We start from the raw sequence: 20,402 nt of genomic DNA on the forward strand, positions 1-20,402 counted from the left end.
TGTACCTGCTCGATTCTTGTTATAGGGTATTGTGCTGCGCCAGCATCGCCTCGGCTTCCACGAGGGTTTTGGCTTTGCCCTGCACCATCAGTAACCAGGGTGCATCAGGCTGTTTAATCTGCTTTGCGGCGAGGGGCGATTGATCGCCCCATTCGCGGATCAAGGTGGACATCGGTGGCGCTGTGACGCCCGGAGGCACTTCGGCCCAATAATCTCCGCCCGCTCTGGCATAACTTGGGCGAATGGTGTGATCACGCGTGGGCTCATACATCAGCGCCGACAGGAAGGTCACGAAGTGCGCGTCATCCACCGCTTTGGTCGTAGACGGATGACCGGTATAGCCGAGATACCACGGCGAGATAATTGTCAGCGCGGTCTTCACATCCGCGTCATCCAGCTGCGCGACGATCTGCTCACGATCTTCGCTATGCAACGCATTGAGACGCGTCATCAGGCGCGCTAGCTGAGCCGGGAATCCTGCATCCTGTTCACACAGCAGCGTCCATAACCGTTCAGTGATGCCGATATCGAGGCCACGGCGTCCGGTTAACAGTTCACTGGCACGCAAGAGCAGCGCTTGTGAGGCATCAGCAGGTGCGGCCAACAGCGGTTGCAACGGGATAGAAACGATGACCGGTGTGGCCATCATCAGTTGTAAAAAACGTCTTCTTTCCATGGCTAACCTGCTTTCAACGCCGACAGCGCGCCCTGCGCCGCTTCTGCATCCACGTTGCCATCTGGCGTGCTGACACCAATGGCGCCCACAACCACACCGTTCACTTTCACTGGCTCACCGCCAGGCAGCGGCACCACCACCGGGTTACCCAGCATGCCGACATTACCGGCAGCGATTTTCTGCTGGAAGCTGGACGTTGGCACGCCAAAGGCGGCCGCAGAGTGCGCTTTCTTCGGCGCGAGTTCGCTGTTGGCCAGCGTGGCACCATCCAGACGCTCATAAGCGATCAGCTGACCAAAAGGATCGACCACCGCAATCGCGCCGCCGATGTGATGGCTGCCAATAATCTGCTCAGCTTTCTCCACCAGCTGTTGCGCCTGGTGATGGGTTAATACGGCGACCTGGTTAACGGGTTCGGCGGCCTGGCTCGCGGCACAGAAAAGTCCACCGCACAGCAGCACTGTTGGGAGTTTTTTCATGGGTATTGTCCTGAATAATTAATGGGTTAGGTGAAAATCTTAATGGCGTGCTAGACGTTGCTGAATCAGATGATCGAGGCTCCATTTGCCGCCGCCATTCAGACACAGCATCAGGAAACCGGCAGCGCAGGAGATATTTTTTAACCACACCATCAGGTGTGCATGGCTGTATCCCTGATAGAACAGGAATCCGGCCAGAACCGAGAACACCGCCATAAAAATGGCCGTGAACCGCGTCAGAAAACCAAAGGCAATGGCCAGACCGCCCCCCACTTCCAGCAGGATCACCAGCGGCAGGAAAAAGGCGGGAACACCGTTGTTCGCCATGGTTTGCAGGTTGTCTGCGTAGTGGGTGATTTTGTCGAGACCGGAAGCGAAAAACAGACCCACCGCCATGACGCGGCCGAGCACAGCGAAGAGATCTTTTGAGTGAGACATGATGTAACCGTTCTATTATGTAGTTGTTAATGAACCAAACGGTACACTCTATAACTTTAGTTACATTTATCATTTCGTGCGGCTAAAAAACGCGCAATGCATGAGTTGTGCAACTTTGCGGCGCACTTTGCTCAAAACAACGACGATAAAATAACTGAGGGGTGTCAGGGTGCTGAGGGAGGTTTTTGAAGTAGATCACACTATTTGTGCGGTCTTTAGCCTGCTGATATACGGCCGCTGCGCTCCGCTAACTCTGCGTTTTTAACGATTTTTTAAGTAAAAATCCTGAAGCGTATAGCAGAACACAATCCCAGCAACATGCGATCTGTTTGTTAACAAAATTCCAACATTATGGCGTGTGACGATTCAGCTTCCGCCTCAGGTCATTATTCCTGTCAGGAATGAATTAATAACCTTCGCAGAATATTTTTTATCGGTTGTCGATGCCAGGATGACGTAAACCCTATCGGAGAACCGACATGACTTATCGCTTTCTCGTGACCACTACCAGCCTCGGCCAGGGCGGCCGTGAACTGCTCGCTGAAGCAGGCTGTGTGGTCGATTATCTGGATGACGCCAATGACGTTGCGGAAGTTGAACAGCGTATGAGCAGCGTGGCGTATGACGCGGTGATCTCGCGCACCGTTGAATTGAACGCGAAAGCCATCAACGCTTGTCCAACGCTGAAAATCATCTGCAAACACGGCGTGGGCGTCACCAATATTGATGTGGTTGCCGCTACCGAACGTGGCATTCCGGTGCTGACCACGCCCGCCACCAATGCGCAATCTGTTGCCGAACTGACGCTGGCGCTGATGCTGAACTGCGCGCGCCGTCTGCCCTATTTTCAGCAGGAAGTCGCCGCCGGGCGCTGGACCCGCAGCGGTGATGGCGAAGAACTACAGGGCAAAACCCTGGGTCTGATCGGCTTTGGCGAAATCGGCCGCCGCGTGGCGCGCTTCGCGAGTGTGATTGGGATGCAGGTCGCATTTTTCGATCCCGCTGCTCCGGCTAATGGTGACTTTGAAGGGGCGCAACGCTGTACCTCGCTGGACGAATTATTGCCGCTGGCGGACGTGCTGAGTCTTCACTGTCCGGTCACGCCCAAAACCCGTTTGATGATCAACGCGCAACGCCTGGCACAGTTGCCTGCTCAAGCCACGCTGATCAACACCGCACGCGGTGAATTGATTGATGAAGAGGCGCTGGCTGCCGCATTACAAAGCGGGCAACTGCGTGCCGCAGCGCTGGACACGGTGACCCTTGAGCCGCTGGCTGCCGATCATCCCTTCCGCGCGCTCAGCAACCTGATCGTGACTCCGCATATTGGCGGTTCCACCCCGCAGGCATTGGATGCCGTTGCACAGAGCGCAGCACGTCAGTGTCTGGCTTTTCTTGATAACCAACAGATCAACCCATCCGCCTGCGTTAATCCGCAGGTGTTAAACCGGAGTTAACTTATGACCATCCACAAAGACTGGCCGATTGGCTATTTCATCGGTGAGCGCGGCGCACAGATTGATGCGGGCGTGATTGATGCCTTCCGTGCCTTGCCGGTGCCGAACATTGGCGACTCCATGGGGCGCAGTGTTGGTGCACTTGGCTTACAGGCGTATCACAACGATGCCAACCTGATGCTGTGCGGCCCGGCGATCACCGTGAAAGTACGTCCTGGCGATAACCTGATGATCCATAAGGCCATCGAAATGGCGCAACCGGGCGATGTGATTGTGGTCGATGGCTCGGGCGATCTGACTCAGGCGCTGATCGGTGGCTTGATGCGCACCTCTGCCGTCACCAAAAAGATTGCCGGTTTCGTGATTGATGGCGCCGTGCGCGACCTGAATGAATGGGCAGAAGGCGGTATTGCCTGCTGGGCTCGGGGTAACACTCTGCGCGGCCCTTCCAAAGAAGGCCCTGGTGAAGTGAACACCACGGTGCACTGTGCAGGACTGGTGGTGTCACCCGGCGATTTGATCGTGGCCGATGCCGACGGTGTGATTGCGATCCCGCAGGATGAGCTGAGTGTGCTGCTGCCTCGCGTACAGCAACATGCACAGCGTGAGGAGAAGATCCGCGCCAGCAACGTGGCAGGCAACAACGACCCTGAGCGCTTCAACGCGATTCTGCGTGCGAAAGGCTGCCCGGTTTAACGTTAAATCCCTGAATCACCTGTGTTATCGGGCATGGCCATCCGGCCAGCCCTTAACAAACCATTATAAAAACAACGGAGTACCCTACCGTGCTGAAAAAAATTTCGCTGAGCGAGTTGATCCCCCCGCCGATGACCTGGCGTGACAACTTCACACCAGAAGAAGGCAAAGCATTTGTTGCGCAACTCTCTGCGCGTCTGGAACGCTTACCTGCCGCCCGCCCGCTGTGGCTGATTATTTTTGCGCTGGCATTGGGTGGTTGGTTTGAAGTGTATGACGTGTTCCTGACCGCCTATATCGGTCCCGGTATGGTGCGTGAGGGGATTTTTTCCCACGGCAGCCATAACTTTTTTGATCCCCATAGCCTGGGGGCGTTTGTCGCGGCGATGTTCCTCGGGGTTTTCCTCGGCACCTTGTTGATTGCCAATCTGGCCGACCGCATCGGGCGCAAAAAGGTGTTTATTATCGCATTACTGGTTTACGCGATCGCCAGTGGCATTATGGCGTTTCAGCACCATCCGTTTTCCATTGTGTTCTGGCGCATTGTGTCGGGGATTGGCGTTGGTGCTGAACTGGTCACTATTGATGCCTATGTCTCCGAATTCATCCCGGCGCGTCTGCGCGGCAGATCTTATGCCTTCGTGCAGGCCATCCAGTACACCTCGATTCCGACCATCGCTTTCCTCTCATGGCAGCTGGTCCCCCAGGAAATTCTCGGCCTGAGCGGCTGGCGTTGGGTGGTGTTGTTTGGCTGTATCGGCGCGGTGCTGGTGTGGATCCTGCGCATGGGCTTACCCGAAAGCCCGCGCTGGCTGGTTGAGCAAGGCCGTTACAAAGAAGCGGAAGACGTGGTACGCAGACTCGAAGCGCGCGTGGTTAAATCCACTGGCGCGGCGCTGCCTGCCATTGATAACCATTTGTTGCAGCCCATTGAATCTAAACCGGCAGTGAAAAATGAGATGTGGCGTCCGCCTTACCGCCGTCGCACCCTCATGCTGCTGGTGTTCAACTTCTTTCAGTCGATTGGCTATTACGGTTTTGCCAGCTGGATCCCGACACTGCTGGCAGCAAAAGGTGTGACCTTTACCCACAGCTTGCTCTATTCCTTCCTGATCGCTTTTGCCAGCCCGTTGGGGCCGCTGCTGGCAATGACCTTTGCCGATCGCATTGAGCGTAAGTGGCTGGTGAGTGGATCCGCGCTGGCCATTGCCCTCGTCGGCACGGTGTTTTCCTGGCAGTCGCAACCGGTGATGCTGGTGACGTTGGGACTGCTGCTGTCGCTGGCCAGCACCTGTATGACCTTCTCCTACCGAGCCTATCAGGCGGAACTGTTCCCGACGCGTTTCCGCGCTAAAGCGATTGGATTGGTCTATTCGGTGAGCCGTATCAGCGGCATGTTGTCAGGCTTTACCATTGCCTGGGTGCTGAGTGAGATGGGGGTCAGTTCAGTGTTTGCCGTGATTTCCGGCGCGATGGCGATTGTGGTGTTTACCATTGGTGTATTTGGTCCACGCACGCTGAATCGCCGCCTGGAAGAGGTGAACCCCTGAGGGCGTGATGACCAAAGGGATGTGATGACAATGTGTTTATGGCGGGATTAGGCCGCAGCCTAATCCCGTTTTGAATGGTGGTTATTTCTGTTCAGGCAGCGCGTATGCCAGCACATAATCGCCCACCGGCGTCTCCATAAAGTGATGCCCTGCTGCGACAATCACCAGATACTCGCGCCCATTTTGCGTGTAGATCATCGGGTTGGCCTGGCCCCCTGCAGGCAGTTCCGTGCTCCACACTTCCTTACCGGTTTTCATGTCGATGGCGCGAATTAAGTCATCGGTGGCCGCCGCGACAAAGATTAGCCCGCTGGATGTCACCACGGAACCGCCATTATTCGGCGTACCAATGTTAATCGGCAATCCGGTTGGCAGACCAAATGGGCCATTGCGACGTGCAGTGCCCAGTGGACGATCCCAGATAGTGCGGCCATCACGCAGGTCAATGGCGCGGATGCCACCATATGGCGGCTCTTTACACAGCATGCCGGTGTACGGCAAGCGCCAACCCGCATTCACGTTCACCGCGTAAGGCACGCCGATTTGTGGATCGCCTGCCCCTTCCGCATGACCGGTATCGTGTGGGTTATACGGGACTTCATCGCGGGGTTTCCAACCCATCGCATCGGCTTTCGCACGCGGCACCAGAATGTTGTAGTTCGGCATATCGTTGTAGTTTGCAATGATGATGCCGCGAGTCGGATCCACTGCCACACTGCCCCAGTCAGAACCGCCGTTATAACCCGGATACTCAATCGAATGACGATCGGCTTCCGGTGGTGTGTACTGCCCTTTATAACTGGCTTGCTGGAACTGAATGCGACACACCAACTGATCCACCGGTGTTAAGCCCCACATATCCTGCGGCGTAAGATCCGGTTTGCTCAGATGATGGAATAGCGAATAAGGCTGGGTAGGCGAACGCTGATCCGGCTCGACGCCGCCACCGGGCACTGGTCGCTCCTCAACGCCAAATAGCGATTTACCGGTACGGCGATCCAGCACATAAATTTCGCCCTGTTTGGTCGGCATGATAATTGCCGGTGTCTTACCGCCGTTTTTATCCGGATAATCCACCAGCGTGGGCTGAGAACCGGGATCGTAATCCCACACATCTTTGTGTGCTGTCTGGAAAGTCCAGGCCGGTAAGCCGGTATCGATATTTAATGCCGTCAGTGAGACCGAATACTTGTTTTCGGCAGGCGAGCGCGTACCGCTCCAATAGTCACCGGAGGAGTTCCCGACCGGCAGATACACTAATCCTAACTTGTCATCACCGGTGAACGAGGTCCAGACATCCGGTGAACCGCGTTTATAGGCATTAGGTCCTTTCTTCGGTGTCGCCGTATCCGGGTCGGCAGCATCCCATGCCCATTTCAGCGCGCCCGTGCGCACATCATAGGCTTTGATGACGCCCGGCGGGCCAAATGCGCGCTGTCCATCGATCGTCTGATGTCCCACTACCAACGTGTCACGTATCACCACCGGCGCGGAGTTAATGGCCACATAGCCGTCATAGGTTTCCCCCATATCTTCCGCGAGATTGACCGTGCCCTGATTGCCGAAACTGCGGCACACTTCACCAGTTTTAGCGTTCAACTCAATGATGCGGGCATCCAGCGTACCGAGAATGATGCGCTGCTGGCAGTCACTGTTATCACTGTTCGGTGCAACAGCCGCTTCCTGTCCAGTGGTTGCATGGCTGTTGGTCTGGCTGTCATACCAGGTTAACCCTCGACAGGCGGCGGTGTACGGAATAGATTTGTCGCTGACCTTCGGATCAAAGTGCCACTTCTCTTTGCCGGTAGCGGCATCCAGCGCGAACACCATATTGCGTGCGGTACAAGTATAGAGCGTATCGCCCACTTTGATTGGGGTGTTTTCACCGCCCCAACGCGCTTTGGGTAAATCGCCGGTGCGGAATTGCCAGGCCAGCTTGAGGTCTTTTACGTTATCCGGGGTAATCTGGCTGGCATTGGCGAAACGCTGCGACGCCAGAGAACCGCCGTAGGTATACCAGTCACCATTGTCTGGCGTGGAGGCTTTCCCATTACCGGTATCCGCCATGAAGTTGGCCGAACCCGCAGCGGGTACATCGGTGGCCGGCGTTTCATTAAGTGGCGCAAAGGGCAGCGCAGCGGCGACCACAAAGGCGACAATCAGCACCGCCGCCAGCGCGCGTGAAGCACCCCGACTGACGCGCGGTGCCAGATTGGGCAACTGAAAGGCAAACACAATGCCAAGAATCAGCATTAGCGCAAAGCGCGGAACCCAGCGCCAGTAATCCAGCCCCGATTCCTGGATGGTCCAGATCAGCGTACCGACAAACACCAGCGCGAACCAGCCTGCACCGCTGGTGCGCTTCATGAATATCAGTACAGCAGAGATGATCAGCCCTATACCCGCCAGCACGTAGTACCAGTTTCCGCCTACGGCCACCAGCCAGCCCCCGCCTGCGGCCAGAATAATCCCCAACAACAGCAGAATAAGAGCAAATAGTTTATTCCAGAACGAAAGTCTGGGTATTGGGTTTGCGATGTTCAAAATAATGTCCTTTGCCATAAACGATTGCAGGATTGTGTATTTTTTAAACTTCGCGATTAACTCTAGAATATCTGGAGGGTTATGCCGGGATATTTGGCAAATATGTTCAATAAGCGGCACTTTTTATCCGCTTAAATTCCTTATAATTTCTGTGATAAATAGTTTGTTGAGGCGGGGGCAAACACCCATATCTAATCCCGATCAATTTTTGTCTGCGCATTTCCGCGACAAAATCCTGCTGTTTTTGATCTGGCGCAAGATCGCTATCTCACCATCCTGTCAGCTTATTCGTTACAGGGCGCATGACGCCAAACAACAAGAGGAATGCATCATGACAGGTAAATTAGGCTTAACAGGATTGCTATTGGTTTGGCTGGTGTATGTGGCGTGGATGGTGATCTACTACTCTGGAACATTTTCACTTTTCACCCATTGATCTGCTCTCCATCACTGCTATAGCGATAGTCACTTCATTTTCCCAGATGGCGGCGCTCAGGTCGCCATCTGGCACACAGACCCTTTCCTGGCTCACCTAAAATTTCAGCCTGAAATCGCCACCCATTTCGCCTTCTCATGCGGCTTACATTCGTTGGTGGGCTGAATGAACTGGCGTTTGAGCCAATTAGGCAGTATCATTCAACTCATTATGTGAGCCGAATAAAGCGGCTTTATGGCTCAGTAATTGAGCCTAATCACCAGACTGTTTGGCTCACTGGCAAAGGATATGAGGCAATATATGTGGATATGGCAGAAACCTGATTGGCCAAGTTTTCGCTGGCAAGAGGAAAAACTCCTGCCACGATTGCGCTATCTCCAGCAGCAGCGCGGCATTTTGCTGGGCCGCGCAAGCATATCCAATAACACCGATACGCAAACGTTGAATACTTTGCTCACCAACATCCTGTCTTCCTCCGCCATTGAAGATGAGCGTGTTAACGCCGAATCGGTCAGGTCTTCCCTTGCGCGGCGATTAGGTGTCTCGCTGGAGCAGCCCTATCCCGTTTCCGAACGATCTGAAGGACTGGCCACTATGATGATGGATGCCATCACTCAGCGCGATGAGCCTCTCACGTTTGAGCGGCTGTGTCTGTGGCATCAGTGGCTTTTCCCGGCGAGTGAATGGACGATTAAGCGTTTAAACGTAGGTGGTTTGCGAGGCGAGGAGCCGATGCAGGTGGTATCCGGGCGCATCGATCGCCCAACCGTGCATTTCGAAGCACCACCACGCGACGGGCTTGAACGGCAGCTTGATCAGTTTATTTGCTGGTTTAATCACAGCCATAACGAGGTTCAACTCGATCCACTGCTGCGCGCTGCCATCTGTCATCTGTGGTTTGTTACGCTGCATCCATTCGATGATGGCAACGGTCGTATTACGCGCGCGCTGACTGATTTGGCGCTGGCACAAGCAGACAGCCAAAGCATCCGTTTATATGCCATGTCGTCATCGATTCTGACCCGGCGCGCGGATTATTATCGGATTTTGCAAGAGACACAGCGTGGCGATTTGGACATCACGGCCTGGATGCTGTGGTTCCTCGATGTGCTCAATGACAGTCTGGAAGAGGCGCTGGCATCGGTCACGCGGATACAGAACAAAGCGAAATTCTGGCTGATTCACCACAATGCCCAATTGAACGCTGAGCAAAACCGCGTATTGAATCGCTTACTGGATGGTGGTGAACAAGGGTTTGAGGACGGTATCAGCGCCAGCCAATATCAAAAAGTGGCAAAGGTCAGTAAAGCCACGGCGACGCGTCATTTAACGGAATTGCTGGAGAAAGGTTGTCTGGAGAAACTACCGGGCGGTGGGCGTAGTACGCGTTATCAGATCAAGCTGTAGAGTTTAGTGAGGCAACAGGAGCGACCTTCTCGTCGCTCCCAGTTATCAGCTCTCAGCTCTCAGCTCTCAGCTCTCAGCTCTCAGCTCTCAGCTCTCAGCTCTCAGCTCTCAGCTCTCAGCTCTCAGCAAAGTATCAGGCAGCTTTAACCGCGCGCACTTTCTTTTCGGGTTTACCGGTGTCTGCTTCTGCAGAGGCTTCAGATTCCGCAGAGATTTCAGATTCCGCAGAAGCCTCAGTCTCGACTTCGGCTGTCGCTTCTTCCTTTACCGCATCCGGTAATTTGCTGGTACGCAGGATATGCTGCACCGCATCCTTCTGTTCAGCCAGTAACATGCCTAACGCTTCAGCCTGTGCTTCACCCAGCTCAGGCTGATGCTGCTGCAGCCAGTCGGTGAAGGCGTCCGCCATATCGAGCATTTTGTCCCAGGCATCCGCGTCTTTTTTATTGGCAAACGTCATTTTTTCTTCACCCTTTCTGACAACAACATATTTGGTTTCGACTGCCATGATGCACCTCGATTAACTGTATTTATATACAGTATATTCTAAGCAAACTTTTTTGAGCAAACGTTTTCTGCTCATTAAGCCAGTAATTCTTCCAGGAACGTCGCCAGCGCTTTGCGCGGATCGTCCTCTTCTGAAACGATCATTTCGATACCCCACTGCCCCAGCACCTCTTTGGCCACCGGATTATTGCGGTTGGTGAACAAGTAGGATTTGGGGCGCGCGGTAGCCAATCCGGTACGGCCCCACATCTTGGTCAGCCGGTAGAATAACAGACGAATGTTAAAGTCACTGATGCTGTACCCGACAAACAACACCGAGTTGCCCATCACGTCATGCGTCAGTTTGATATCCAGCGGCGAATCGAAATAGAGGCGCTCAAAGTAGCTGCTCTCATCCAGCACGATGGAAGTATCATCGTCAAAATCACCATGAAGTTTTATGATATGACGCTTGTCTTCGGTTAATGACACCAAATCTGCCGCATTCGCCACTTTGCTGTACGGCACATTGTGAGCTTCGTGCGCCATCTCCAGCCAGCGATCGTAATTGGTGGTGTAGATGCGTGAAAAGTTACCTTGGGTGATCATGGTGTGAATTTCAGAGCTGCGCACGTCAATATCCGGGCGATGCCATTCACGATCCATCCAGCTGCGTAATGGTCCGAGCGAACCTTTGCGTTGCTTGTAATACTCCGCCAGCGAAAGATGTGTGCCATAAGTATTAAAGATCTTCGGGTCGTAACCCAGTTCTTTGGCCAGATGCGCAATCAGCTCATGCCACTCCGGCAAACCCAGATTGCGTGAAATACCCGCACCCGCAAACAGGATCAGTTTGCCTGCATCGTAGGCGCGTTTGAGTTCCGGTTTCATGCCAGTCCCCGTGATGTTTTAAGAAAGGTGGCGAAGCGATCCAGTGCCAGGCGGCGCATGGATATTTCGTTTTTGAATTCACCCATTTCAGCGAAGGTCTGCGAATGGCCTTCTGGAATGAATACGCAGTCCCACTGAAACTCGCGCGGTCCGGCCGGCGCTGGTGCGATGGTGCCGCGCAGTTCACCCTCAAACTGGTACATTTTACGACCATCGCAATAGCCCAGCACGGTTTTGGCGGTCACGCTGGGGCTATCCAGACCGCTAACCAGTTTAGTGAAGCGTTCAGCGTTCAGTCGGCTCCAGAAAATGCGCGTCAATCCGGCAGGCAAACCATTCAACCCATCCAGATACAGGCCGGTGTGCTCAACAAACAGTGGACGCCCAATGATGGAAAAGGCTTTGGTGAGTTTGTCACGTACCAGTTCAACTTCATTTTCTGTTTGGATCTCTTCGATGCGGCGGGCGATGGGAATGACTTCGACGCCGACCGGCTCCAGGATGGTGCGCACTTCGGCAAGCTTTAGCTCATTGGCAGATAGAAAGCGTATTTTCATTGCAACCAGTCGTTTTAAAGTGGGTTTCACATTCGGGTCAGGCCAGGCTGAATACGTGTCCAGCGCTTGTTGTTTTTGCCTCTGGCACTGCAACTACCTTAAGGCACTGAGGTTTCATTCTAACGTGTGCACTTGCCATAGGGTAGGCGCAATCGCGGTAATCATAAAATGCGCTGCGAGCTTTCAACCTCTTTTAACGCGCCGTATGCAGGCGGAAATAATCGACTTAAGTCACCTCAATCGGCCAGTTTTACCCGGATAAATGCTCATTTCCTCTAACATAGGTCAAATCATAATGCAGCTTGAATGAGTGTAAATAACGTGAAAACAGTTATGACAGCCGTCACGCTTTTCCTTAATATACCTGACTGAAAACATTAAATAATTATGACTATAAAACTGAGAATAGCTAATGATCTCTTATTTCAGTTCAGGATTTTCAATCATTCGCAATCTGCCGTTTATTTTGAAAGGCGATAGCCTGGAAAAGAAATTGCGTTTAACCTTGTTGATCGCCGGGACATCCAGCATTGTGGCCGGTATTTACATGGTGTTGTTTAACGTTGTCAGGGGTCACCATGACATTGCCTGGTTATATGCTGCCAGCACATTACTGGGTGGTTACATTACCAGTGCGGCCTTCTGCAGTGGCTTAAAACGCAACCTTTACATCATCGTGCATGCACTCTTATTCAGTATTATCCTGCTACTATTACTGGATAATTATCATTCAATTGTTAAGCGCTCGGAATACAATTATCTGATGGCTCTGACCATCGGTTCCGCGCTGGTGCTACGCCAGCAATCGAATTACCTCAGTAAAATTTTTCCTCTCATTTGCCTGGCGTTTTATCTGCTGTTTATCGCTACGGGATTAACCTGGCAAAGTGGGGCTTTCAGACTGAGCATACCTGAGGAACTTGGTTTCTATATTGTTAACTGCAGCGTGTCGATTATCGCGCTACTGTTAACCGTGTTTACGTCACGCGGTGATTATTCGGAGACCGACCTGATTAAACGGGAGCTTTCCAACGCCATCGAAAAGAACCAACTGGAGCTGTACTATCAGCCACAGGTGGATACCAATAAAAAGTTGATAGGCTTCGAAGCCTTACTGCGCTGGAAGCATCCGGTTAAAGGTTTTATCTCGCCGGAGGTGTTTATTCCTGTGGCGGAGAAAAGTGGGCTGATTATTGAGATTGGCAAATGGGTGATGGAAAGAACCTTGCAGCAAATGTCTGACTGGGATCGCATGTATAATCTCAGCAATCTGAAGTTTTCGATCAATATCAGTCCACTGCAGTTGATGCATCGGGATTTTACCCAAGATACTTTGCTGACGCTCTCACATCACAAAATCAGTCCGGAAAGATTAAAGTTTGAAATAACTGAAACCACCTTTATTTACGATCAAAAAAGAATCAGCAGTGTCATTGAGCACTTCAGTCAATTAGGCATTAAATGGGCGATCGATGATTTTGGCGTAGGCTATTCATCGCTGAAATCGATCAGTGATTTCGCAATTGATGATATCAAGATCGATAAATCGCTTATCATGCATATTTTTGACAACGAATCTGCAGCGATAGTAGTGCACAAGACAATTGAACTGTCGCGTGAAATGGGATTAAACGTGCTGGCTGAAGGCATCGAAAGTGAAGAGTATTTCGACTACCTGCGCGACAAAGGCTGTAACTTGTTCCAGGGGTATCACTTTGCCCGTCCACTCCCAGCGGGAGAGGCTGCGCTTTGGATCCGTAAAGCCACAACGTAAGAGACTTTTGCCATGGCGGCGGCTGAGCCGCCATTGTGCTCAGGATTAAAATATCGCTTTGGCGATCGTTAACGCCAGTCCTAACGTGACGAGTTGCATTGAAACCATCCATTTGGTTTGTTTGTTCAGCGCCTGGTACAGATCGCCCCTGATCGCCAGTACATCCGCCTTGGTCGCGTAATTTTCCTTTATGGACGCAACATCGGCTTTCACTTCACGAACCTCGGACCGTAATTCTGCTATTTCTAATTTGACTTCAGCGATTTCAGTCCTGACTCCAGCCATATCCTGTTTAGTGGCGTAATTCGATGTAATAACGGCAACACCTGTAGCGATGATGGCAACCGTCTCTTCCAGTTTCCTGACCCTTGACTCCATGAAAACGCCCCCCAATCTCGGCCGCTTAATTTCTCTGTACTGTAGGGATTGCGCGTGGCAGATATTAAGTTGACCTCTTATATTTTCAACTAACATGTTAACCCCAATCTTTTATACGTTGATTGGGTAATGCAGGTTAAGCCAGACTCATTCAAAATCCTTTTTACTCTTTTTCAACCTCACATTCCCTCTGGAAACACCAATATGACACCTTACCGACAGGCTAAACAATACCGATCCTTGTAAGAGAAGATAAAAAACCATCTGAAGCGATTAATTAAATGCAAGGCGAGTTTATTTCACGGTCAAAAATCGAGATTTACCGTTTAATTCATGCCAAAAAAATAAATAAAAGAATGAATAGGTTCACAACAACGCTGAAAAGAAAAAACTCACAACAATCAAGCTGTGAGTTTTCTCTCAATTAACAAAAAAATTATTTATTGATAAACAATCCCAGGCGGATTGACCTGTGACGCCTCCACGCCCTCCTCCTGTTCTCCCCAGCGTGCCAGCACTTGTTGGTACTGTCCGCTGGTTATCGCTCCATTGATCGCTTGCTGTAATGCCACATCCAGCCCATTACCTTTTTTAGTCGTCACTGCCACCCAGGCGCGGAACGGACCGTGACCGACGATTTTGGTTTGACCGCGTGACGCCACTTTCCATGCCGCCATGGCTTGTGGGCCAAATGAAGCATCGGCGCGCCCGGAGAGCAACGCCAGCGTCGCTGAGGCATCATCATTGAGATATATCGGCTGAACCGGAGCCAACCCCTGTGCACGGTTTTTCGCATCCCAACTCAGCAAAATTTTCTCCTGGTTGGTACCGGAGCCCACAATGATGCGTTTACCCGCCACGTCCTCGCGCCCTTTGATCGCCGTGATTGCACTGTCCGTTTTCACGGCGAACGCATGGTTATCCGCGCGGTAAGTCGCGAAATCGAACTTCTGTTTCCGTTCTTCTGTCACCGCGATATTAAACATCGCCACATCATAACGTCCGGCGGTGAGGCCCAGCGGCCAGTCTTCCCAGGCGGCAGGCACCAGCTTGAGTTTCAACCCCAAACTGTCGGCCAGCAGCCGGGCGAAATCAGGGTCGCTACCAATCAGCGTTTTATTGTCTGATGCCCACAAGCCAATCGGCGGTGAATTGGATGCGGAAGTCGCCACCGTCAAATATCCCGGCGTCACAAAATGAAATCCGGCCGGAATTTTGGCGATGGCTTGCGGGTTAGCCGGAATGTGGATTGGCGTTTCGTTGTTTTTTGCATCCAGCGTTTCTGCGGCAAACAGTGGCGAGCTGAACAACCATGCGGCCAGCGCGCTGACTATCACTCTTTCCATTACAGCACCCGCGCCAAAAATCGTTTCGTACGCTCATGACGCGGTTGATTCAGCACCTGGTGCGTACTGCCCTGCTCGACGATGCGGCCATCAACCATAAATACCACCTGATCCGCCCCGGATAGCGTGCGGGCACCACGGTTAAATGTTTTTCCTGACTCATCTCAACTCCTTAGCTGGCTTGCGCCACACTGTGCACATCAATCACCTTGAAGAAGCGTAAACGTCCGTCATGAGGTGGCTGACTGTAGATTTCCATATCTTCGAGTAGCGTAAACTGCGGCTGATAACCGTGGCCGATATACAGCTGCACGGCTTCTGGCTGACGAAATCCGGTGGTCAGGAACACGCGCTGATAACCGGCGCGCAACGCACGCCGTTCAAGCTCCTGCAAAATCAGCAGCGCCAATCCCTGACGGCGCAGATCGCTACGCGTCCAGATGCGTTTAAATTCCGCGGTTACGTCGTCATAAGGTTTATAGGCGCCCATGGCGATGATCTCGCCGTCACGCTCCAGCACGATAAACAGCCCACGCGGCGGCAAGTACCACTCGGTTAATTCCACCTCGTTGGAGCTTTTGAAGAAATCGCCGTAACGTGCCGCATACTCGCCAAACAGACCGGTGATAATCGGCTGCAACTCAGCGGCTTCAGGATGCACTTCGCGGAAAAATTGCTGGCTCATGCAGCCTCCTTAGTCGCCAAGACCGGCCGGGTTGATTTCAGAGCGATCCAGACGCTCCACGCCTTCACCCCAACGGTTCAGCACCTTGTCGTAGTCACCGTTTTTGATCACGCCGTTGAGCGCGGTGTTAATCGGTTGAACCAGACCGTTGTCTTTTTTCACTGTCACCGCGATATGAGCGGCTTTCGGCCAACCCCCATCCACGCTGCCCACCAGTTTGGTTTGATGAGTTAACGCGGCTTTCCAGGCTCCAATCACATTCGGACCGAAGTAGGCATCGGCGCGACCGGACTGCAACGCCAGCGTTTGTGCGGCATCATCTTTGGTGTACACCGGCGTGAAAGGCTTCAGTCCTTTCGCCTGATTCTCTTTGTCCCACGCCAGCAGGATCGCTTCCTGGTTAGTGCCGGAGCCCACAATGATGCGCAGCCCGGCGATGTCTTCGGCCTTGTTCAATGATTTAATCTGGCTGCTGGATTTCACGTAAAAACCCAGGGAATCTTTGCGATAGGTGGCGAAATCGAAGCGCTCTTTACGCTCTTTGGTCACGGTGACATTGGTAATCGCCGCGTCATATTTGCCGGAAGCCACGCCCAGCGGCCAGTCTTCCCACGAGGTCGGCACCACATTGAGTTTCAATCCCAGGCTGTCGGCCACCAGACGGGCGATATCCACTTCACTGCCGAGCAAGGTTTTATTGTCATCGCTGAAAACGGTTAACGGCGGAGAATTCTGCGCGGCCACCGCCACAGTAAATGAGCCTGGCACAGCAAACTTATGTCCGGCCGGAATTTGCGCCACCGCAGCGGGATTTGACGCAGTGTTCACCGGTGTTTTATTGGCTTCGATACTGATCTGCTGACCGTTCACCGCCACTTCTTCAGCCAAAGCCGCACTGCTTAAACTCAGCAACATCAGCGCAATAAGGGATTTTTTCTGCATAGCGTGTTTTCTCTTTAATTTATTGTTGTGTGAACTGATTAACCGGGTCTTTCAGACCGAAGCTGGCACGCAGCGTGGTGCCAGGATATTCGCTGCGGGTCAGGCCGCGCGCTTGCAAGAGAGGGATGACGCGATCAACAAAGCGTTCGAAGGTATCCGGCGTGCCGCCCTGAATAATGAAGCCATCGGTGGCCTCGGTTTCAAACCACAGCTGTAAGCCATCTGCCACCTCTTCTGGCGTGCCAAAGAACAGCGGACGCGGCGTGGCCGCTTCCAGTGCTGCCTGACGCAGTGTGTGACCGTGCTCTTGCGCCTTACGTTTGATTTCATCGGTGGTGCTGCGGAAGCTGTTTTGGCCGATATCGCCAATATCCGGGAAGGGCTCATCAAGCGGGTATTGCGAGAAGTCGTGGTGATCGAAGAAGCGACCGAGGTAGTTCAATGCATCTTTGATGGACACCAGTGCGGCGGTGGTTTGGTACTGGCGCTCAACGTCTTCAGCATCGTCGCCAACAATGACGCCAACACCCTGGAAGATATGCAGATCCTGCGGCTCACGTCCGTTTGCCACCAGCTGCTTTTTCACATCTTTATAGAAAGCCTGCGCCTCTTCGCGCGTCGGCTGGTGGGTGAAAATGGCATCGGCGTGGCGCGCTGCCAGCTTTTTCCCATCCTCTGACGCACCGGCCTGAAACACGATCGGGCGTCCCTGCGGCGTGCGTTCGATGTTCAGTGGCCCCTGCACCTGGAAGAAATCACCGTGGTGATTAAGGGTATGAAGTTTGGCAGCATCAAAGAACTGACCGCTCTCTTTGTTCCGCACAAAGGCATCGCTTTCCCACGAATCCCACAGCCCTTTCACTACCTGCAAATACTCATCGGCGATGCGATAGCGCAGCGCGTGCTCGGGATGCTGCTGGCGCGAAAAGTTTTTTGCCGATCCTTCCAATGGCGAGGTCACCACGTTCCAGCCCGCGCGTCCGCCGCTAAGGTGATCGAGACTGGCAAACTGACGGGCAACGGTAAAGGGTTCGCTGTAAGAAGTGGAGACCGTACCCACCAATCCTAAATGCTCAGTGACTCCCGCCAGCGCCGACAGCAGCGTCAACGGCTCGAAGCGATTAAGAAAATGGGGAATGGATTTTTCATTGATAAACAAACCGTCGGCGACAAACAGAAAATCCAGCTTGCCGGCTTCCGCTTTGCGCGCGATGTGCTTCGCATAGTCAAAATTGATGCTGGCATTGGCCTGCGCCGCCGGATGACGCCATGCGGACATATTGCCGGACGCGCCATGCAGAATAGTGCCAAGTCGCAGTTGTCTTGCAGTCATAGTGTTCTCTCTTTTCCATGGCATAGCCTGACGGCGACGGATTCGTCGCCATACAGAGCGGAGGATATTGGGTTAAATGGGCTAACTCAGAACGGCGTCACGACATCGTGCATTGAGGTGCTGTAAGGCCTGCTGCGCCAGTTGGGTGAAATAGTGCGCGGCAGGGGCGATCAGTGCTTCGTCGGGATTGAAACCGCCGTGATGCAGACCAAATTCACTGGCGCTGCCAATGCTGACAAACGCACCAGGGACCTGCTGTAAGTAATAGGCAAAATCTTCGCCGCCGAGGTGCAGTTCTGCGGTTTGCACCCGATACCCCACCTGCTGAGCAATCTCACTGGCAAACTGCGCCCAGCGTGCATCGTTTTCTAGCACCGGCGGGCCCTGATGCCAGCTGAAGGTCGCGGTCGCACCGTTTGCCGCGGCAATGTGCTCGACAATCTGACGCGCGCGCTGTTCCAGTTGTGCCCGCACCTGCTTGTCATGGGTGCGTACCGTGCCGCCAAACTCGGCTTCTCTCGGTGAAGTGTTGCCAGATTGACCGGCATCGATGCGCGTCACGCTCAACACCAGGCTATCCAGGGTGTTAAAACTGCGGCTGGTGAGTGATTGCAGTGCCTGAATGATCTGGCTGGACACGAGAATGGCATCCACTCCCTGTTCAGGGCTGGCGACGCGCACCACAAACTTATCGGCATTGGCATAAAACGCCCCGCCGCGCGTGGCGAAGGCACCCGTCGGTAAGCCTGGTTCGTTGTGCATACCAAAGATCGCCTGCACATCTTGCAACACGCCAGCATGGATAAACTTGCGCGCACCGGTGGCATTTTCTTCGGCTGGCTGGAACAGAATACGGATGCGTCCCGGCAGTTGATCTCCCAGCGCATGCAGTTGCAGCGCCGCGCCCAGCATCACCGCGCTATGCACATCATGGCCGCAGGCGTGCATCACACCCGCATTACGCGAACGGTATGGGAGGCCGGTGGCTTCATGAATCGGCAGGGCATCAATATCAGCTCGCAACGCGATCAGCGTTTCACCCTGACCCACTTCCACCACCAGACCGGTTTCCAGCGGATAATCGAGCAACCGCAAGTCAGCGTCCTGTAGCCAGCGGCGCAAACGCGCCGTGGTTTCCACCTCATATCCAGACAGCTCAGGCCAGCTGTGCAGCTCGCGTCGCCAGTCAATCAGTTGCTGTTCGCTTGTGTGAGTCATGGTTATCTCCGAATTACGCCGCAACCAGTCGATGCGTTGCCAGCAGTTCGAGAGATTTCACTCGCGCCTGCTCCTCAGCAATCGGGGTATCAATCACGAACTCTTCAATGCCGAAATTCTGGTGCAAGGCGTCCAGTTTGGCGTGCACCTGCGCGGCAGTCCCTTTTAGCAACGATGGCGTGCGCGGCTCAATGACATAATCGGTATAACCGCCCTGTCGCACGTAACGTTCAGCTTGCTCAACGCTGCCCACGTTGACGCTTGGGCCATCTTTCACACTGACGTGATAGACGCGCAGGTTATCCACCAGCAAATCAGCCTCCGCCGGGGAATCGGCGACCACCACCTGCACGGCCACCAGCGCCTGCTTGCCGTTGCTGTATTGGCGATAGCTGTTAAGCACCTGTTCCATTAACAGCGGATCACCGTTGTGATGTGCCGCAAACACCAGTTGCCAGCCCAGTTCTGCTGCCAGCCTGGCACTTTGTTCGCTGGCACCCAGCAGGAATCGGTTTGCCGGACGTGGCGGCTGCGGCGTGGCGCGCAGGATCTCTTCATCGCCCACCGGCGGAACATCCAGCCAGCTATCCAGCAGTGAAAGCTGCTCAGCAAAAGTGCCCTTCTCATCCTGATGGATGCCCTGCTGTAAGGCGCGGGTGGAGAGTGGCAGACCGCCTGGCGCTTTACCGATACCGAGATCGATACGGCCCGGCGCAATTGAAGCTAGCAGGTTAAAATTTTCAGCGACTTTGTAAGGACTGTAGTGTTGCAACATCACGCCACCGGACCCGACGCGAATATGCTGGGTCTGCCCAATGATCCAGGCGATCAGCAATTCAGGAGAGGGGCTCGCCAGGCGGTCAGTGTTGTGATGCTCTGCCAGCCAGAAGCGGTGATAGCCCCAGGCCTCAGCCTGCTGCGCCAGCTGTAATGTGCGATGCAGGGCATGCGAAGCGCTCTCTCCATCGGCAATCGGCGATTTATCTAACAAGCTCAGTCGATATGACATACGCCAAATCCTTTTCCTCAATGATGATGGCGAGCAGTGTGTGATGGCGGCGGGTAATGGGTAAAACATATTATTGTCGTATGCATTTGTAATTAATGCA

General features: G+C 53.4%; 19 protein-coding genes and 1 pseudogene. 5 read left to right on the forward strand and 15 right to left on the reverse strand.

Annotated elements, in window-relative coordinates:
- Positions 1-19: 19 nt before the first annotated feature.
- Genes AC1MDE_RS01575 through AC1MDE_RS01585 form a run of 3 tightly spaced genes read right to left on the reverse strand, consistent with a single transcriptional unit; the run spans position 20 to position 1,593 of the window.
- Complete coding sequence (locus AC1MDE_RS01575; RefSeq protein WP_034829791.1) at positions 20-676, reverse strand: sugar dehydrogenase complex small subunit; 657 nt, start codon at positions 674-676, stop codon at positions 20-22.
- A 2-nt stretch (positions 677-678) separates the two neighbouring features.
- Positions 679-1,155, reverse strand: coding sequence for a GlcG/HbpS family heme-binding protein (locus tag AC1MDE_RS01580; protein WP_034829790.1), 477 nt, complete (start codon positions 1,153-1,155; stop codon positions 679-681).
- 39 nt (positions 1,156-1,194) lie between these two features.
- On the reverse strand, positions 1,195-1,593 hold the full coding sequence (locus tag AC1MDE_RS01585) for a DoxX family protein (protein ID WP_058961083.1): 399 nt from the start codon (positions 1,591-1,593) through the stop codon (positions 1,195-1,197).
- A gap of 479 nt (positions 1,594-2,072) precedes the next feature.
- On the opposite strand from AC1MDE_RS01585, the gene AC1MDE_RS01590 reads away from it, so the two are divergent.
- From AC1MDE_RS01590 to AC1MDE_RS01600, 3 genes are all read left to right on the forward strand, one after another.
- The gene (locus tag AC1MDE_RS01590; RefSeq protein ID WP_480344156.1) at positions 2,073-3,050 is read left to right on the forward strand and encodes a hydroxyacid dehydrogenase; all 978 of its coding nucleotides are present in this window, start codon (positions 2,073-2,075) and stop codon (positions 3,048-3,050) included.
- A 3-nt stretch (positions 3,051-3,053) separates the two neighbouring features.
- Positions 3,054-3,746, forward strand: a complete 693-nt coding sequence (locus AC1MDE_RS01595; protein WP_480344157.1) for an RraA family protein — start codon at positions 3,054-3,056, stop codon at positions 3,744-3,746.
- 89 nt (positions 3,747-3,835) lie between these two features.
- Positions 3,836-5,296 carry an MFS transporter gene (locus AC1MDE_RS01600; protein ID WP_480344158.1) on the forward strand — a complete coding sequence of 487 codons (1,461 nt, stop codon included), beginning with the start codon at positions 3,836-3,838 and terminating at the stop codon, positions 5,294-5,296.
- Positions 5,297-5,377: 81 nt separating this feature from the next.
- Here the strand turns inward: AC1MDE_RS01600 and AC1MDE_RS01605 are convergent, their stop codons facing one another.
- Complete coding sequence (locus AC1MDE_RS01605; protein WP_236699800.1) at positions 5,378-7,840, reverse strand: membrane-bound PQQ-dependent dehydrogenase, glucose/quinate/shikimate family; 2,463 nt, start codon at positions 7,838-7,840, stop codon at positions 5,378-5,380.
- 736 nt (positions 7,841-8,576) lie between these two features.
- On the opposite strand from AC1MDE_RS01605, the gene AC1MDE_RS01610 reads away from it, so the two are divergent.
- Entirely contained in the window at positions 8,577-9,683 is a 1,107-nt protein-coding gene (locus tag AC1MDE_RS01610; protein ID WP_479401671.1) for a Fic family protein, read from the forward strand.
- A gap of 133 nt (positions 9,684-9,816) precedes the next feature.
- On the opposite strand, the gene AC1MDE_RS01615 is transcribed toward AC1MDE_RS01610, so the two are convergent.
- The 3 genes from AC1MDE_RS01615 to AC1MDE_RS01625 all read right to left on the reverse strand — a co-directional run bounded on the left by AC1MDE_RS01615 (position 9,817) and on the right by AC1MDE_RS01625 (position 11,617).
- Entirely contained in the window at positions 9,817-10,191 is a 375-nt protein-coding gene (locus AC1MDE_RS01615) for a YebG family protein (protein ID WP_058962359.1), read from the reverse strand.
- Between the two features lie 74 nt (positions 10,192-10,265).
- Positions 10,266-11,060, reverse strand: coding sequence for an SIR2 family protein (locus tag AC1MDE_RS01620; protein WP_034829783.1), 795 nt, complete (start codon positions 11,058-11,060; stop codon positions 10,266-10,268).
- Positions 11,057-11,617, reverse strand: coding sequence for a non-canonical purine NTP pyrophosphatase (locus AC1MDE_RS01625; RefSeq protein ID WP_058962360.1), 561 nt, complete (start codon positions 11,615-11,617; stop codon positions 11,057-11,059). Before AC1MDE_RS01625 ends, AC1MDE_RS01620 begins: the two co-directional genes overlap by 4 nt.
- A 412-nt stretch (positions 11,618-12,029) precedes the next feature.
- On the opposite strand from AC1MDE_RS01625, the gene AC1MDE_RS01630 reads away from it, so the two are divergent.
- On the forward strand, positions 12,030-13,391 hold the full coding sequence (locus AC1MDE_RS01630; protein ID WP_480344159.1) for a putative bifunctional diguanylate cyclase/phosphodiesterase: 1,362 nt from the start codon (positions 12,030-12,032) through the stop codon (positions 13,389-13,391).
- Between the two features lie 45 nt (positions 13,392-13,436).
- Here AC1MDE_RS01630 and AC1MDE_RS01635 read toward each other — a convergent pair whose 3' ends face one another.
- From AC1MDE_RS01635 to AC1MDE_RS01670, 8 genes and pseudogenes are all read right to left on the reverse strand, one after another.
- Positions 13,437-13,865, reverse strand: a complete 429-nt coding sequence (locus AC1MDE_RS01635) for a hypothetical protein (RefSeq protein ID WP_058962362.1) — start codon at positions 13,863-13,865, stop codon at positions 13,437-13,439.
- Between the two features lie 344 nt (positions 13,866-14,209).
- Positions 14,210-15,115 carry an ABC transporter substrate-binding protein gene (locus AC1MDE_RS01640; RefSeq protein WP_160867694.1) on the reverse strand — a complete coding sequence of 302 codons (906 nt, stop codon included), beginning with the start codon at positions 15,113-15,115 and terminating at the stop codon, positions 14,210-14,212.
- Positions 15,115-15,231 (reverse strand): annotated as a pseudogene (locus tag AC1MDE_RS01645) (ectoine/hydroxyectoine ABC transporter ATP-binding protein EhuA); the annotation flags it as partial. The pseudogene AC1MDE_RS01645 and the gene AC1MDE_RS01640, both read right to left, overlap by 1 nt.
- A 56-nt stretch (positions 15,232-15,287) precedes the next feature.
- The gene (locus AC1MDE_RS01650) at positions 15,288-15,800 is read right to left on the reverse strand and encodes a GNAT family N-acetyltransferase (RefSeq protein WP_058961713.1); all 513 of its coding nucleotides are present in this window, start codon (positions 15,798-15,800) and stop codon (positions 15,288-15,290) included.
- A 9-nt stretch (positions 15,801-15,809) separates the two neighbouring features.
- Positions 15,810-16,742 (reverse strand): ABC transporter substrate-binding protein, encoded by a 933-nt coding sequence (locus AC1MDE_RS01655; RefSeq protein ID WP_480344160.1) that lies wholly within the window; start codon positions 16,740-16,742, stop codon positions 15,810-15,812.
- A 19-nt stretch (positions 16,743-16,761) separates the two neighbouring features.
- Entirely contained in the window at positions 16,762-18,075 is a 1,314-nt protein-coding gene (locus AC1MDE_RS01660; protein WP_058961715.1) for an LLM class flavin-dependent oxidoreductase, read from the reverse strand.
- An 81-nt stretch (positions 18,076-18,156) separates the two neighbouring features.
- Positions 18,157-19,293 (reverse strand): amidohydrolase, encoded by a 1,137-nt coding sequence (locus AC1MDE_RS01665; RefSeq protein WP_479403089.1) that lies wholly within the window; start codon positions 19,291-19,293, stop codon positions 18,157-18,159.
- Positions 19,294-19,306: 13 nt separating this feature from the next.
- A complete protein-coding gene (locus AC1MDE_RS01670; protein WP_479400058.1) occupies positions 19,307-20,302 on the reverse strand; it encodes an MsnO8 family LLM class oxidoreductase in 996 nt (331 codons plus the stop codon).
- Positions 20,303-20,402 lie beyond the last annotated feature (100 nt).

The organism is Pantoea folii (assembly GCF_056678875.1).

Bases quoted from the DNA above. Each gene is read 5' to 3' on its own strand.
- AC1MDE_RS01580 (WP_034829790.1), bottom strand. From the start codon at position 1,155: ATGAAAAAACTCCCAACAGTGCTGCTGTGCGGTGGACTTTTCTGTGCC.
- AC1MDE_RS01665 (WP_479403089.1), bottom strand. From the start codon at position 19,293: ATGACTCACACAAGCGAACAGCAACTGATTGACTGGCGACGCGAGCTG.
- AC1MDE_RS01620 (WP_034829783.1), bottom strand. From the start codon at position 11,060: ATGAAACCGGAACTCAAACGCGCCTACGATGCAGGCAAACTGATCCTG.
- AC1MDE_RS01640 (WP_160867694.1), bottom strand. From the start codon at position 15,115: ATGGAAAGAGTGATAGTCAGCGCGCTGGCCGCATGGTTGTTCAGCTCG.
- AC1MDE_RS01670 (WP_479400058.1), bottom strand. From the start codon at position 20,302: ATGTCATATCGACTGAGCTTGTTAGATAAATCGCCGATTGCCGATGGA.
- AC1MDE_RS01625 (WP_058962360.1), bottom strand. From the start codon at position 11,617: ATGAAAATACGCTTTCTATCTGCCAATGAGCTAAAGCTTGCCGAAGTG.
- AC1MDE_RS01660 (WP_058961715.1), bottom strand. From the start codon at position 18,075: ATGACTGCAAGACAACTGCGACTTGGCACTATTCTGCATGGCGCGTCC.
- AC1MDE_RS01585 (WP_058961083.1), bottom strand. From the start codon at position 1,593: ATGTCTCACTCAAAAGATCTCTTCGCTGTGCTCGGCCGCGTCATGGCG.
- AC1MDE_RS01610 (WP_479401671.1), top strand. From the start codon at position 8,577: ATGTGGATATGGCAGAAACCTGATTGGCCAAGTTTTCGCTGGCAAGAG.
- AC1MDE_RS01650 (WP_058961713.1), bottom strand. From the start codon at position 15,800: ATGAGCCAGCAATTTTTCCGCGAAGTGCATCCTGAAGCCGCTGAGTTG.
- AC1MDE_RS01630 (WP_480344159.1), top strand. From the start codon at position 12,030: ATGATCTCTTATTTCAGTTCAGGATTTTCAATCATTCGCAATCTGCCG.
- AC1MDE_RS01635 (WP_058962362.1), bottom strand. From the start codon at position 13,865: ATGTTAGTTGAAAATATAAGAGGTCAACTTAATATCTGCCACGCGCAA.
- AC1MDE_RS01595 (WP_480344157.1), top strand. From the start codon at position 3,054: ATGACCATCCACAAAGACTGGCCGATTGGCTATTTCATCGGTGAGCGC.
- AC1MDE_RS01655 (WP_480344160.1), bottom strand. From the start codon at position 16,742: ATGCAGAAAAAATCCCTTATTGCGCTGATGTTGCTGAGTTTAAGCAGT.
- AC1MDE_RS01575 (WP_034829791.1), bottom strand. From the start codon at position 676: ATGGAAAGAAGACGTTTTTTACAACTGATGATGGCCACACCGGTCATC.
- AC1MDE_RS01615 (WP_058962359.1), bottom strand. From the start codon at position 10,191: ATGGCAGTCGAAACCAAATATGTTGTTGTCAGAAAGGGTGAAGAAAAA.
- AC1MDE_RS01590 (WP_480344156.1), top strand. From the start codon at position 2,073: ATGACTTATCGCTTTCTCGTGACCACTACCAGCCTCGGCCAGGGCGGC.